This window comes from Brevundimonas sp. TWP3-1-2b1 (assembly GCF_049896165.1).
Taxonomy (GTDB): Bacteria; Pseudomonadota; Alphaproteobacteria; order Caulobacterales; family Caulobacteraceae; genus Brevundimonas; species Brevundimonas subvibrioides_B.
In genome coordinates, this window is sequence record NZ_JAFCTT010000004.1 from 154,442 (window position 1) to 166,524 (window position 12,083).

At 68.6% G+C, this 12,083-nt stretch carries 16 protein-coding genes; 8 read left to right on the forward strand and 8 right to left on the reverse strand.

Annotation, left to right across the window (positions count from 1 at the left end; translation table 11 throughout):
• Positions 1–45: 45 nt before the first annotated feature.
• A complete protein-coding gene (locus ACP7AB_RS05580; RefSeq protein WP_425989136.1) occupies positions 46–999 on the forward strand; it encodes an ATP-grasp domain-containing protein in 954 nt (317 codons plus the stop codon).
• Positions 996–2,039 carry an LLM class flavin-dependent oxidoreductase gene (locus tag ACP7AB_RS05585; RefSeq protein WP_425989134.1) on the forward strand — a complete coding sequence of 348 codons (1,044 nt, stop codon included), beginning with the start codon at positions 996–998 and terminating at the stop codon, positions 2,037–2,039. The genes ACP7AB_RS05580 and ACP7AB_RS05585 overlap by 4 nt, the downstream gene beginning before the upstream one ends.
• A 181-nt stretch (positions 2,040–2,220) precedes the next feature.
• Here the strand turns inward: ACP7AB_RS05585 and ACP7AB_RS05590 are convergent, their stop codons facing one another.
• The 6 genes from ACP7AB_RS05590 to ACP7AB_RS05615 form a co-directional block, all read right to left on the reverse strand.
• A complete protein-coding gene (locus ACP7AB_RS05590; protein WP_425989132.1) occupies positions 2,221–2,763 on the reverse strand; it encodes a CcdC protein domain-containing protein in 543 nt (180 codons plus the stop codon).
• A 97-nt stretch (positions 2,764–2,860) separates the two neighbouring features.
• Positions 2,861–3,868 (reverse strand): fumarylacetoacetate hydrolase family protein, encoded by a 1,008-nt coding sequence (locus ACP7AB_RS05595; RefSeq protein WP_425989130.1) that lies wholly within the window; start codon positions 3,866–3,868, stop codon positions 2,861–2,863.
• A 38-nt stretch (positions 3,869–3,906) separates the two neighbouring features.
• Positions 3,907–4,644, reverse strand: coding sequence for a hypothetical protein (locus tag ACP7AB_RS05600; RefSeq protein WP_425989128.1), 738 nt, complete (start codon positions 4,642–4,644; stop codon positions 3,907–3,909).
• Positions 4,645–4,760: 116 nt separating this feature from the next.
• Positions 4,761–5,027: a hypothetical protein gene (locus ACP7AB_RS05605; RefSeq protein ID WP_425989126.1), complete on the reverse strand. Its 267-nt coding sequence runs from the start codon at positions 5,025–5,027 to the stop codon at positions 4,761–4,763.
• Complete coding sequence (locus tag ACP7AB_RS05610) at positions 5,018–5,494, reverse strand: methyltransferase family protein (protein ID WP_425989124.1); 477 nt, start codon at positions 5,492–5,494, stop codon at positions 5,018–5,020. Before ACP7AB_RS05610 ends, ACP7AB_RS05605 begins: the two co-directional genes overlap by 10 nt.
• The gene (locus ACP7AB_RS05615; protein ID WP_425989122.1) at positions 5,491–6,549 is read right to left on the reverse strand and encodes an isoaspartyl peptidase/L-asparaginase family protein; all 1,059 of its coding nucleotides are present in this window, start codon (positions 6,547–6,549) and stop codon (positions 5,491–5,493) included. The genes ACP7AB_RS05610 and ACP7AB_RS05615 overlap by 4 nt, the downstream gene beginning before the upstream one ends.
• Before the next feature lie 35 nt (positions 6,550–6,584).
• Here ACP7AB_RS05615 and ACP7AB_RS05620 point away from each other — a divergent pair, with 35 nt between their 5' ends.
• Positions 6,585–6,785, forward strand: coding sequence for a hypothetical protein (locus tag ACP7AB_RS05620; protein ID WP_303695983.1), 201 nt, complete (start codon positions 6,585–6,587; stop codon positions 6,783–6,785).
• Positions 6,786–6,790: 5 nt separating this feature from the next.
• Here ACP7AB_RS05620 and ACP7AB_RS05625 read toward each other — a convergent pair whose 3' ends face one another.
• Both ACP7AB_RS05625 and hppD read right to left on the reverse strand, forming a co-directional pair.
• Positions 6,791–6,925, reverse strand: a complete 135-nt coding sequence (locus ACP7AB_RS05625; protein WP_426046115.1) for a hypothetical protein — start codon at positions 6,923–6,925, stop codon at positions 6,791–6,793.
• Positions 6,926–6,974: 49 nt separating this feature from the next.
• Positions 6,975–8,081, reverse strand: a complete 1,107-nt coding sequence (hppD, locus tag ACP7AB_RS05630; RefSeq protein ID WP_425989120.1) for a 4-hydroxyphenylpyruvate dioxygenase — start codon at positions 8,079–8,081, stop codon at positions 6,975–6,977.
• Positions 8,082–8,282: 201 nt separating this feature from the next.
• On the opposite strand from hppD, the gene ACP7AB_RS05635 reads away from it, so the two are divergent.
• From ACP7AB_RS05635 to ACP7AB_RS05655, 5 genes are all read left to right on the forward strand, one after another.
• A complete protein-coding gene (locus ACP7AB_RS05635; RefSeq protein ID WP_425989118.1) occupies positions 8,283–8,858 on the forward strand; it encodes a YqaA family protein in 576 nt (191 codons plus the stop codon).
• 43 nt (positions 8,859–8,901) lie between these two features.
• Complete coding sequence (locus ACP7AB_RS05640) at positions 8,902–9,435, forward strand: disulfide bond formation protein B (RefSeq protein WP_425989115.1); 534 nt, start codon at positions 8,902–8,904, stop codon at positions 9,433–9,435.
• Positions 9,413–9,997, forward strand: coding sequence for a demethoxyubiquinone hydroxylase family protein (locus tag ACP7AB_RS05645; RefSeq protein ID WP_425989112.1), 585 nt, complete (start codon positions 9,413–9,415; stop codon positions 9,995–9,997). The genes ACP7AB_RS05640 and ACP7AB_RS05645 overlap by 23 nt, the downstream gene beginning before the upstream one ends.
• Before the next feature lie 317 nt (positions 9,998–10,314).
• A complete protein-coding gene (locus ACP7AB_RS05650; protein WP_425989110.1) occupies positions 10,315–11,364 on the forward strand; it encodes a DUF2125 domain-containing protein in 1,050 nt (349 codons plus the stop codon).
• Positions 11,364–12,071, forward strand: a complete 708-nt coding sequence (locus ACP7AB_RS05655) for a hypothetical protein (protein WP_425989108.1) — start codon at positions 11,364–11,366, stop codon at positions 12,069–12,071. Before ACP7AB_RS05650 ends, ACP7AB_RS05655 begins: the two co-directional genes overlap by 1 nt.
• Positions 12,072–12,083: the final 12 nt, after the last annotated feature.

The window sequence follows — 12,083 nt, forward strand, 5'->3', positions numbered from 1 at the left end:
CGCCCGCCCCTTGCGTTCCATCATGGTGTAACGCACATCCCCGCCATGACCGAGCCTCTCCCTGACCTCGCCATCGTCTATGAGCATCCCGACTGGTTCGAGCCGCTGTTCGCGGCCCTGGACCGGCACGGCGTCAACTATGTGAAGGTCCCTCTGGGCGACAGCACCTTCGATCCGGCCGGGTCGCCGGCGCCGGCGACGGTTGTGTTCAGCCGCGTGGCGATGTCGTCCTTCCTGCGCGAGCCGGAGCATCCGATCTTCTACGCCCAGAGCCTGTTCGAGCACTGGCAGGGGCAGGGGACGCGGGTGGTCAACGCCTCGGCCCTGAACATCGACACCTCCAAGGCGCGGCAGATGTCGCTGATCGCCCGGCTGGGACTCAAGGGGCCGGCGACGCGGGTGGCGCACCGGCAGGCGGACATTCCCAAGGCGGCCGAGGGGCTGCGTTATCCGGTGCTGGTCAAGGCCGATATCGGCGGGGCCGGGGCGGGCATCACCCGCTATGACGACCCCGAAAAGCTGGCCGAGGCGGCGGGCGAGAAATGGTGTCCGGTCGGGGTCAACGGTCTCTCCCTGATCCAGGAATATGCGCCGCGCCGGGACGGCAAGATCACCCGGGTCGAGACGCTGAACGGCAAATATCTGTACGCCATCGATATCGAGAGCCCGGGCGACGCCTTCGACCTGTGTCCCGCAGACGCCTGTCTGGTGCGGCCCGGCGCGCCGACCCTGACGATGACGAAGACGACCCCGCCGCCCGAGATCATCGAGGCGGTCGAGCGGCTGGCCGTTGCGGGCCAGCTGGAGGTTGGGGGCGTCGAATATCTGATCGACGACCGCGACGGGTCGGTCCTGTTTTACGACATCAACGGCCTGTCCAACTTCGTCACGAAGCCGGTCGAGGTGCTGGGCTTCGATCCGCATGACAATCTGGTCGAATGGCTCAAGGGCATCGTGGCCGAAGAGAAGGCGAAGCGCGCCAGAGGAGCCGAGGCATGAGGTACGGATACTGGGCGCCGGTCTTCGGCGGGTGGCTGAGGAACATCGCCGATGAGCGGGAGGCGTCGTGGGAGAATGCGTCGCGGCTGGTCAAGCGGTCCGAGGCCCTGGGCTATGACCTGACCCTGATCGCCGAGCTCAACCTGAACGACATCAAGGGCATCGAGGCCCCGGCCCTGGACGCCTGGTCGACGGCGGCGGCGCTGGCGGCGGTGACCGAGACGATCGAGCTGATGGTCGCGGTGCGTCCGAACTTCCACCAGCCGGCCCTGTTCGCCAAACAGGCGGCCAATATCGACCGGATCTCGAACGGTCGGCTGGCCCTGAACGTCGTCTCCTCGTGGTGGGCCAAGGAGGCGGAATCCTATGGCCTGCAATTCGACCAGCACGACGATCGCTATGGCCGGACGGCGGAGTGGCTGACCGTGCTGTCGCGCCTGTGGACCGAGAAGCGCGTCGATTTCGAGGGTAGATACTACACGCTGCAGGACGCGATCGTGGAGCCGAAGCCGACCTCCACCCCCGAGCGGCCGCGCCCGGTCATCTATGCCGGCGGCGAGTCGGAGGCGGCCAAGACCCTGATCGCGAAACACTGCGACGCCTATGTCATGCACGGCGACGAGCCCGAGCATATCGCGGCCAGGATCGCCGACATGCGCGAACGCCGCGAGAGCTTCGGACTGCCGCCGATGTCATACGGCATGGCCGGCTATGCGATCGTGCGCGACACCGAGGCCGAGGCCGAACGCGAGCTGGAGCGGATCACGACCATCCCCGGGCTGGCCGACGGCACGCCCCCGGCGGGGTTCGCCAACTTCGACCAGTGGCTGTCGGGGACCGAGCTCGAGCGGGAGCTGAAGATCCGCGAATACAGCGTCTCCAACCGGGGTCTGCGCCCCGGCTTCGTCGGCACGCCCGAGACCGTCCGTGCGCGGATGGAAGAGTTCGAGGCCGCCGGTCTGGACCTGGTCCTGCTGCAGATGTCGCCGCAGGAGGAAGAGATGGAGCGGTTCTCGGCCCAGGTGATCCGGCCGAATTAGCGTCCGGGAATGTTGAAGCGGATGGTGAAGGTCACCAGTCCGCCGCCGAGCGGGCGGGCGAAGCCTTCGCCGGCCTCCAGCCTCGCGTCACGGGCGGCGCGAACCGCCTCGCGCCCGAAGTCGGCGCCGGCGGGGCGTTCGACCTAGACCTGACAATCCTTCAACCGGCCGTCGTTCTGGGTCAGGCGGCGGGGGCGGCCTCGACGTGGCTGTCGGTTCCGCCGGCCTGGACCCGGCGGGCGCGGATGAACATCTCGATCCGCTGGACCACGATCATGCCGACCACGAAGACCAGGAAGGCGTCGGTGATGGCCAGGGCATTCAAATGCCAGGCGGCGGCGTGGGGTTCCAGCACCGACCGCAGGGCGCTGCGGCCCAGGAACAGGCCGATGATCAGGAGGATGCCGAGGGGCGAGGCCTGGGCCTTCAGCGTGCCGTCGGGGGCCCGCTGGATGGTCGTCATCTTGCCGCGCCACCAGCCGGCCGCGCAGCCGAGGAGGAAGCCGACCACGAGGATCATCCAGGAAATCGCATCGAACGGGGTGTGATCCATGCCCGGCTGCATGCTGGATCCCCACAGGGCCAGACCCATCAGGGGGACGATGATAGCCGGGGTGACCCACATCCATTTCGGTCGCAGCGTCCGGGGCGCGCGGTTCCTGAGCAGGATCAGCGGCACCATGATCACGAGTGCGATGAGCGGTGCGTACTGTTGCGGCGTCATGGCTGTTCCCCGAAGCTCGACGAACGCTACCCCAGAGGGTGAAAGCGCGGCAAGCGGCCGCAGGCGTTTCCTTCTCCCGCAGGGGGAGAAGGATTCCTCAGAGCGGTTGCACGACCTGTTCGATGGCCCCGAAGATCGAGCGGCGCCCGTCGTCGAGCATCTCGATGCGAACGGTGTCGCCGTGCTTCAGGAAGGGGGTCACGGCCGCGCCGCCGGTGATGGTTTCGACGGTGCGGATCTCGGCGATGCAGGAATAGCCCTGGCCGCCCTGATCGACCGGCTTGCCCGGGCCGCCGTCGGCGCCCTTGTTCGACACGGTGCCCGAGCCGATGATCGTGCCCGCGCCCAGGCTGCGGGTCTTCGCGAGGTGGGCGATCAGGACGCCGAAGTCGAAGGTCATGTCGACGCCCGCGTCGGCGGCGCCGAAGTCCTTGCCGTTCACCTGGACTGACAGGGCGCCGGACAGCTTGCCGTCCTTCCAGCGATCGCCGAGGGCCGCGGGGGTGACGAAGACGGGCGACAGGGTCGAGGCCGGCTTGGACTGGACGAAGCCGAACCCCTTGCCGAGCTCGCCGGGGATCAGGTTGCGCAGGGAGACGTCGTTGACGAGGCCGACGAGGCGGATACAGCCGCGCGCCTCCTCAGATGAGATGCCCTGGGGCACGTCGCCGGTGACGACGACGATCTCGGCCTCGAGGTCGCAGCCCCAGCTTTCGTCGGCGAGCAGGATCGGGTCACGGGCGCCCATGAACTGGTCGGAGCCGCCCTGGTACATCAGGGGGTCGGTCCAGAAGCTGGCGGGCATCTCGGCGCCACGCGCCTTACGCACCAGTTCGACGTGGTTCACATAGGCCGAGCCGTCCGCCCACTGATAGGCACGGGGCAGGGGGGCGGCGGCGTCGCGTTCGTGGAAGCGGCCGCGCGGCACGGCCTCGTGATCGAGGCTCTCGGCCAGGGCGCGGAGCCTGGGCTCGCAACGCTCCCAGTCGTCGAGCGCCGCCTGCAGGCTGGGCGCGATCAGGAAGGCGTCGGTGAACCAGGCGAGGTCCGAGGAGACGACCACGAGGCGACCGTCACGGCCGTGCTTGAGCGAGGCGAGTTTCATGAGTTCAGGCTAGGCGTTTTCGGCTCGCCTGCAAACCGTCAGTGGCGGGTCCTCACCCGCCCGTCGGTCGCGCGCAGGGCGGCGAATGACGGGCGGCGCGACAGGGCGCGACGCGCCTCGCGCAGTTCGCGGACGCGGTCGGGGCCGTGTGACCAGTGGTCGTGGAAGGCGCGAACGGCCTTCGACAGGGCCTCGACCTGTTCCGGGCCGGTCATCGGCCGGGTCTCGGGTTTCGGCTTGTCGGCCCTGTGGCCGTCGTCGTGGCCGCCATGGGGAGGAGGGGGCGGGCCGCCGACGAAGATCTGGTTCACCGTCACCGGCGGGACGCCCGCCTGCGCGGCCGGGTGATGATCACCGCCGTGTCCGTGGCCATGGCCCCTGTCGTCCGGCCGGGTCTCCCTGATCTCCCCCTTCAGCGCCGCATCCAGATCCTTGACCGTGCCGTTGACGCCCTTGCCGACCTCCAGCACCGGGCCGAGGTGATCGTCGATGGCGGTGCGCAGGGCCTTGGCGCGTGCCTTGAGCTCGTCGGACGATGCGGCCATGGCCGCCATGGAGGCGTGCAGGATGGCGCGGTGGATGTCGTCAGGCGCGCGCTCGGCGTCACGGCTCCCTGACTGGTCCGCATGCCAGCGGCCGAGGAAGAACATGCCCGCCGCGATGGCCAGAAGAAGCAGGAACAGGATCAGGGCCAGCAGGGGCGGCAGGCCCAGGAACAGGTTGTCCTGGTTCGGGGTGAAGACGGCGTCGGCTGCTTCGAAATCCGATGGATACAAGGCCCGCTCCCCCACTGTCGTCGAACGCCGTGCGATCATGGCGCAGGGGCCAACGCCTGACCACGGAAAAGGTTAACGACGCAATGTGAAGATTGTGGGTTTCCCCACCCTGCGTCTCAGGGGGCGTGAAGGATGGCGCGGGCCTCGACCCCCTCGCGGGCGGCGGCGTCGCGGACCTCGACCTCGACGATGATCGCGCCCTCGGGATCCAGCGCCCAGAGGTAGCGGCGCTCTATCTCGACCGTGCGGCCGGATGGGGCGAAGCCTTCGAAACTGTCGCCCCAGGGGGTGATCCGCCTGAGTTCGGGCCAGGTCAGGACGCAGGCGGCGTTGAGCTCCTCCTGCGCCATGACGGTCAGTTCGTCGGGCGGCGTCACAGCCACCGGCGCACCCGGCCGCGGTAGGCGTCGTAGGCGGCGCCGAACAGACCCGCCAGATAGCGTTCCTCGCGCTGGATCACGAAGCGGTCGATCACGACGAGGCAGGGCAGGAGGAACAGGATCGTCAGGGGACTGTCGAGGCCGATGGCCAGGCCCAGAAAGGTGACGGCGAAGCCCAGGTAGATGGGGTTGCGCGTGAATCGATAGACGCCGTCGGTGACCAGGGCCGTGGTCGGCTTCCATGGCTCGGGGGCGGTGCGGGCGCGGCGGAACAGGCCGACGGCCCAGCCCTCGATCCCGAAGCCGATCACCAGGCCGGCGATGGCGAGACCACGCCGGATCGGGGCGTCGAGGCCGAGAGACGGCTCGCCGACCAGGCGTCCCAGACCCCAGCCTGCGATCAGAAAGCCGAGAAAGATCAGCGGCGGCGGGGCGAGGACGCCGGAGACTTCGGGGCGCGGCGCCGTCATTGCTCGTCGCCGTAGATGGCGACCTCGGCGGGGGCGTCGGCGCGGATGGAGCCGCGGTACATGCCGGTGGTGGTCATGGCGAAAGCCGGGCGGCCTTGCGCGTCCATGACGATGACCCCGCCGGACCCGCCCAGCGACAGGGCGTCGTCGACCTCGGCCTGGGCGGCGACCTGACCGGTCGCGCCGTCGGCGATGCGGGAACAGATGTCGCGAGCCACCGAGGCGCGGATGTAGAATTCGCCGTCGCCGGTCGCCGAGACCGCGCAGCCGTCGCGGTTGGAAGCGTAGGTGCCGGCTCCGATCACCGGCACGTCGCCGACCCGGCCCCAGCGCTTGCCGGTCGTGCCGCCGGTCGAGGTGCCGGCCGCGAGGCGGCCCTGACTGTCGAGAGCGACGGCGCCGACGGTGCCGAACTTGCGCTCGTTCAGGGGCGGGGCGGGCTCCAGCGAGGCCATGCCGGCGGGCGGGGCGCCGGCGGGCCGCTCGGGGATCGGCAGGGTGTTGTCGGTCAGGAACTTGACCAGCCCCTGCCAGCGGCGCTCGGTGAAGAAGAAGCCGGGATCGACCTGCTCCAGCCCCTGCGAGGCCGCGAAGGCGTCGGCGCCCGTGCCGATCAGCATGACGTGGGGCGACTGCTCCATGACCGCGCGGGCGGCGGCGATGGGATGGCGGGTGGTGGTCAGACCGGCCACGGCGCCGGCGGTCAGGTCCGCGCCGTTCATGACGGCGGCGTCCAGTTCGTTGCGGCCGGCGGCGGTGAAGACCGCGCCACGTCCGGCGTTGAACAGGGGATCGTCCTCCATCAGCCGGATCGCGGCCTCGACGGCGTCGAGCGCCTCGCCGCCGTTGCGAAGGACCTCGGCGCCGGCCTCCAGCGCCCGCGTCAGGGCGGCGCGATAGGCGGCGTCCTGTTCCGGCGACAGGTTGGCGCGCTCGATGACGCCCGCTCCGCCGTGAATGGCGAAGGACCACTGCGGCGCATCCTGCGCGGCGACGGGGGAGGCCAGGGCGAGCGCCGCTACAAGCGCCAGTCCATACAGCTTCAGATTGTGCATTGGCGTGTGATCCCTGTTCGCGCTATATTCTGGATATGTCCGAGGTTACCGACATTGTCGTGCCGATGCTGCGGCGGATCCAGGAGGATCTGACGAGCCTCCGCGACGACATGCAGAATATCAAGGTGCGGGTGACAAACGTCGAAGAAAATATGGCCGGGATGAACCGCCGCCTGGACAAGGTCGAGGTGCGTCTGGACCGGATCGAACGGCGATTGAACCTCGTCGACGCCTGAGATCGTCACGGCTCGCGCTTGTGGTGCGACCATTTCCAGACGCGATAGGCCACGATCGGGGCGAAGCCGCCGATCAGGGCGCCGGCCAGGACGGGCCAGAAGCCCATCTGGAGCCACTGTCCGATCAGGCCGCCGACCACGGCCGCGACGAGCGGGCCGAGGAACGGCAGCCAGGAGGGAGGCGCGATCTTAATTGGCGTCGACCTTGATGACCCCGCGCCGGATCTGGTCCAGCTCGATGGAATCGAACAGGGCCTGGAAGTTGCCGTTGCCGAAGCCCTCGTTGCCCTTGCGCTGGATGACCTCGAAGAAGATCGGACCAAAGGTGTCCTGGGTGAAGATCTGGAGCAGCAGGCCCTCCTCGTCCGAGCCGTCGATCAGGATGCGGTTCTTGCGCATGCGTTCGACGTCGTGCCCGTGGTTGGGCAGGCGTTTGTCGATCAGTTCGAAATAGGTCTCGATCGTGTCCTGGAACACCACGCCGCGCTCACGCATGGTTTCGACGGTGGCGAAGATGTCGTCGGTGGCCAGGGCGATGTGCTGGATGCCCTCGCCGTTGTAGCGACGCAGATATTCCTCGATCTGGGAGTTGTCGTCCTGGCTCTCGTTCAGGGGGATGCGGATCGCGCGGTCGGGCGCGATCATCGCCTGGGAGAACAGGCCCGTCGCCTTGCCCTTGATGTCGAAATATTTCTGCTCCTCGAAGGCGAAGATGTCGCCGTAGAAGCCGGACCAGGTCCGCATCTGGCCGCGCTTCACATTGTGGGTCAGGTGATCCAGCAGATGCAGGCCGACGTTGTTCTTGCGCTCGGCCTCCTCCCAGCCCTCGATCTCGTCCCAGCTGTCGTAGAGGGAGCCGGTCTCGCCATAGGCGTCGATGATGTAGAGCAGCGACCCGCCGATGCCGCGCAGGACATGGGCCCCTTCGCCCAGGGCCCCGCCGTCGTGGGCGTCGGCCGGATGGGCACCACGGGCGACAGCCTCGTCATAGGCCTTCTTCGCATCGTTGACCCGGAAGGCCATGCCGTTGGCCGAGGGGCCGTGATCGCGCGCGAACTCGCCCGCGTGACCTTCCGGCTTCGTATGGACCAGGAAGGTGATGTCGCCCTGCTTCATGCGCACGACGCCGTTCTTCGGGTTCACATGGGTCTGGACGAAGCCCATGACCTCGATCTGCTTGATCATCGACTGGGGATCGGGGCCGGTGAATTCGACGAATTCGAAGCCGTCGACGCCCAGCGGGTTCTCGTAGGCGGGAATGGTGGCGTCAGCCGTGCGGGCGGTCAGGTCGTCCATGGGGCGTCTCCTGCAATGTTGCGGGACCGGACCATGCTTTTGAGGGCGGGGCCGGTCGATTGGCGCGGAACCTAGTGGTGCCGGGACGACAAGCCAAGCCGGCGGCGTTCACGATCGAAAGACCAACGGCTGCGGCGCCGAGGCGGATGGACCGGCGATCCCGTTCGTTGCTAGGGCTGAAGACGATCTCCGGGGACGCTCATGCTGCGCAAACTCTACGACTGGGTCTTCGAACAGGCGCGCAAGCCCTATGCCGAGAAGACCATGGCGGTGGTGTCCTTCGCCGAGGCGTCGTTCTTCCCCATCCCGCCGGACGTGATGCTGGCGCCGATGATCCTGTCGCGGCCGGATCGGGCCTATCGCTATGCGGCGGTCTGTTCGATCGCATCGCTGCTGGGCGGACTGCTGGGCTATGCGATCGGCGTCTTCCTGGAGCCGGTGGCCGTGCGGCTGCTCGAGTTCTTCGGCCACGGCATGGACATGAGCGTCTATCAGTCATGGTTCGCGTCGAATGGCTTCCTCGTCATCCTGGGCAAGGGGCTGACGCCGATCCCGTTCAAGCTGGTGACCATCGCCGCCGGCATGGCCCATTTCCATCTGGGTCTGTTCATCCTGGCCGTGGCCATCACGCGATCGGGGCGGTTCTTCCTTGAGGCCTGGATTCTCAAGACCTGGGGACCGTCCATGCTGGCGATCGTCGAGAAGCGGCTGGTCCTGTCGTTTGTGATCGCCCTTGTTCTGCTGGTCGGCGGGTTCCTTGCGCTGAAGCTTCTTTAGCCATCCATCGACGGACGCCTGCGCGCCGTCTAAGAAAGTCCTCATGAGCGTCTATGGTTTTGTGACCCGTTGGTGGACCGCCTTCGCCCTGGCGATTTCGCTGGCGATGCTGGGCGCGGCCCATGCGTTCGAGCGGTTCGCCGGCCTCAGCCCCTGCAACCTCTGCCTCAAACAGCGCGAGGTGTTCTGGGGCGCGGTGGCCATCTCACTCGTGGCCACGCTCTGGGCCATCATCAGTCAGTCCCGTCGGGGCACGCCGCGTATCGCCGCCTTCCTGCTGTTCGCCGTCTTCGCCACCGGCGCGATCACCGCCGGCTTCCATGCCGGGGGGGAGCTGAAGTGGTGGGCGCTGCCGGCGCTGTGCGCCGGCGGCGGCGCGGGCGCGGACCTGGAAGGCCTGACCTCGCTGGCGCTGGGCACCGGTCCCGCCGTCCGCATCGCCCTGTGCGACGCGGTGACGTGGAGCTTCCTCGGCCTGTCCATGGCAGGGTGGAACGCCCTGATCTCCGCTGCGCTTGCAGGGATCAGCCTGCTCGCCGCCAAGAGACCCAAGGATGCCAGAGCCCCTCGCAACTGAACCCCGCCGCACGCCGTTGCCCCGTCCGGGGCGGGGCGCGATGCGCGCGCGGTTGGCCGAAATCCTGCGCGTCGATCACGCCGGGGAGTTTGGGGCCGTGAAGATCTACGAGGCCCAGGCCAGGGTCTTCGAGGGCGTGCGCGGCAAGGCGGCGATCGCCGCCGACATGGTCGAGATGCAGGCCGGCGAAGCGGTGCACAAGGCGCGCTTCGATGCCTTGTTGACACAACACGGCGTGCGGCCGACGGCCATACTGCCGCTGTGGTCCCTGGCGGCGACCGGGCTGGGGGCTGCGACAGCCCTGATGGGCGAGAAGGCGGCCCATGCCTGCACCGAGGCGGTGGAGAGCGTGATCGAGCAACACTACGCCGATCAGATCGCCGAGCTGGCGGATCGTGAGCCGGAACTGGCGGCGGAGCTGACGAAATTCCGCGACGAGGAGCTGGAACACCACGATCACGCGGTGGCCCATGGCAGCCGGGAGGCGCCGGGGTATCGGTTGCTCAGTGCTGTAATCAAGGCGGGGTGCCGGGTGGCGATCAAGGTGTCGGAGCGGGTCTAGCCTCCCTTCTCCCCTTGCGGGAGCAGGACGCGGTGACTGTTCGAACGTCACCACCACACGCTCCGCCGAACGCTCAAGCGGTCCACGACAGACCGGCTCGATACTGTTTCCGTCGGGGTCGATCAGGCGGCCCCGATGCAGCGACTGCGTTTCCGTAACACGCTGTTGATCCTGGTCTGGCAGCCGCGCGACAGCTTGCCGCCGCAGTCCTCCAGCCTCATATCCGCCCGTCCTGGCGTCTATTGTCCGGATGGACGATCCGGCCTCTCCGGACTATCCCGACTCCGTTTCCGACCGCCCCCTCGCCAAAGGCCCCGATGACCGACGCTCCGCCGATCCGCCACAAACGCTCCGGTCTGTTCGCGCCGATCGGCCTGTTCCTGATCGTGCTGATCGCATGGTCCATCTGGTGGTTCGTGCTGGCCGGTCAGGTCCGCAGCCAGCTGGACCAGCGGGTCGAGGCGATGCGCGCCGGCGGATGGGATGTGACCTATACGGCGCTGGGAACCTCGGGCTGGCCGTTCCGCGTTCGGCTGGGCGCCGGGAACGTCTCCATCACCGCGCCGTCGGGCCTGGCCGTCGCCGCGCCTGAATTGGCCGCCGAGGCCAACGCGTGGAATCCCGACAAATGGGTGCTCGTCGTCGACGAAGGCCTGGTCCTGACCCGCCCGGGCAAGGGCAAGGTCGCCGTACGTGGCCAGTTCATCCGCGCCAGCGTCCACGGCCTGACCCAGCGCTGGCCCAATGTCGCCGTCGAGATGGCGAAGCCGGAATTCACCTCGCATGAGGGGGCCGAGGTCTTCCCCATCTCCCGCGCGGAGAAGGCCGAACTCTATCTGCGGCCCCATCTGGCGCCCGCCGGTTCGCCCGGCGTCGACACCAGTGTCGACGTCCTGTTCCGCCTGATCGACGCGGAAGGTCGCCCCGGCGGCCCGGTCGAGGGCATGGCCCGCAACGGCAAGCTGACCGCGCAGATCGAGACGGTCATCGAAGACGCCGACCGGCTCCAGGGCGCGGATGCGGCCGGGGTCTTCGCCGCCTGGACCCGCGCGGGTGGACGCTTCACCGCCGTGCGTGGCGAGCTGTCAGCGGGCGAGAGCCGCGCCACCCTGTCCAGCGAGGTCCTGTCCGCCAATGCCGACGGCCGTCTGCAGGGCGTGGTCTCACTCCAGGCGGTCAAGCCGATGGCCGCCATCGCCGGGCTGGCGCGTTCGGGATCGGACTCTGTCAATCGCATGGGCGCGACCGGCGCCGCCGCAGCCACCGCCGTGCGGGGCGACGACGACATGGCGCTGGAGCTGACCTTCCGCGACGGCCGCACCTTCCTCGGACCCTTCGCCATCGTCCCGGCGCCCAAGCTGTTCTGATGGCGAGAAAGCACGGAGCCCTGCTGCAGGAGCCCAAGGTCGATACCGACCGGCTGGTGCTCGATCAGGCCCTGATCGAGGCCCTGACCGACCGGCTGGCTGCCGGGCCCGACCCCTCGCCCGATGCGTCCACCCTCGCCCTGCGCGCCCTGCTGGCCGAGGCCTACGATCCTCATCAAGCCGCCATGCTCCGCGCCCTCTGGGGGCGGATCGAGGCCCGCACCGGTCCGGCCATGGTCGTCGCCGGCGCCGCCGCCCAACTGCTGGCCGCCGACCGGTTCGGACTGTCGGCCCAGGCGGTCGCCGACCCCGAGGCCGCCCTGGCCCGGGCTGCCTCCGGCGCCCGCGCCCTGATCGACCTCGCGACCGGCCATCCCTGGTGGGGCAAGCTGCTGGCCCGGCCCGGGTTGCGGGTCATTGCCGCCCTGCCTGACGACCGCCACGGCCTCCCTTCGACGCTCATGATCGCCGCCGCGCCAACCGGCCCGACCGGCGCGGACCGCACCTTCTGGGTGACCGATTCCGGCCTGTCCGACGGACGTATCGTCGAGGGGCTGGCCGCCTGCGGCTTCGTCGGCAAACCGCTTGCCTCCGTCAGCGGCTTGAAGCTGTTCATGTTGGCGGGCTATGTGCAGGCCGAAGACGGGCGGCTGAACCATGCGCCCGGTTCGCTGTCCGGCGTCATCGGCTCAGCTCCTCTGTTCTGACGTCTCCCCGAG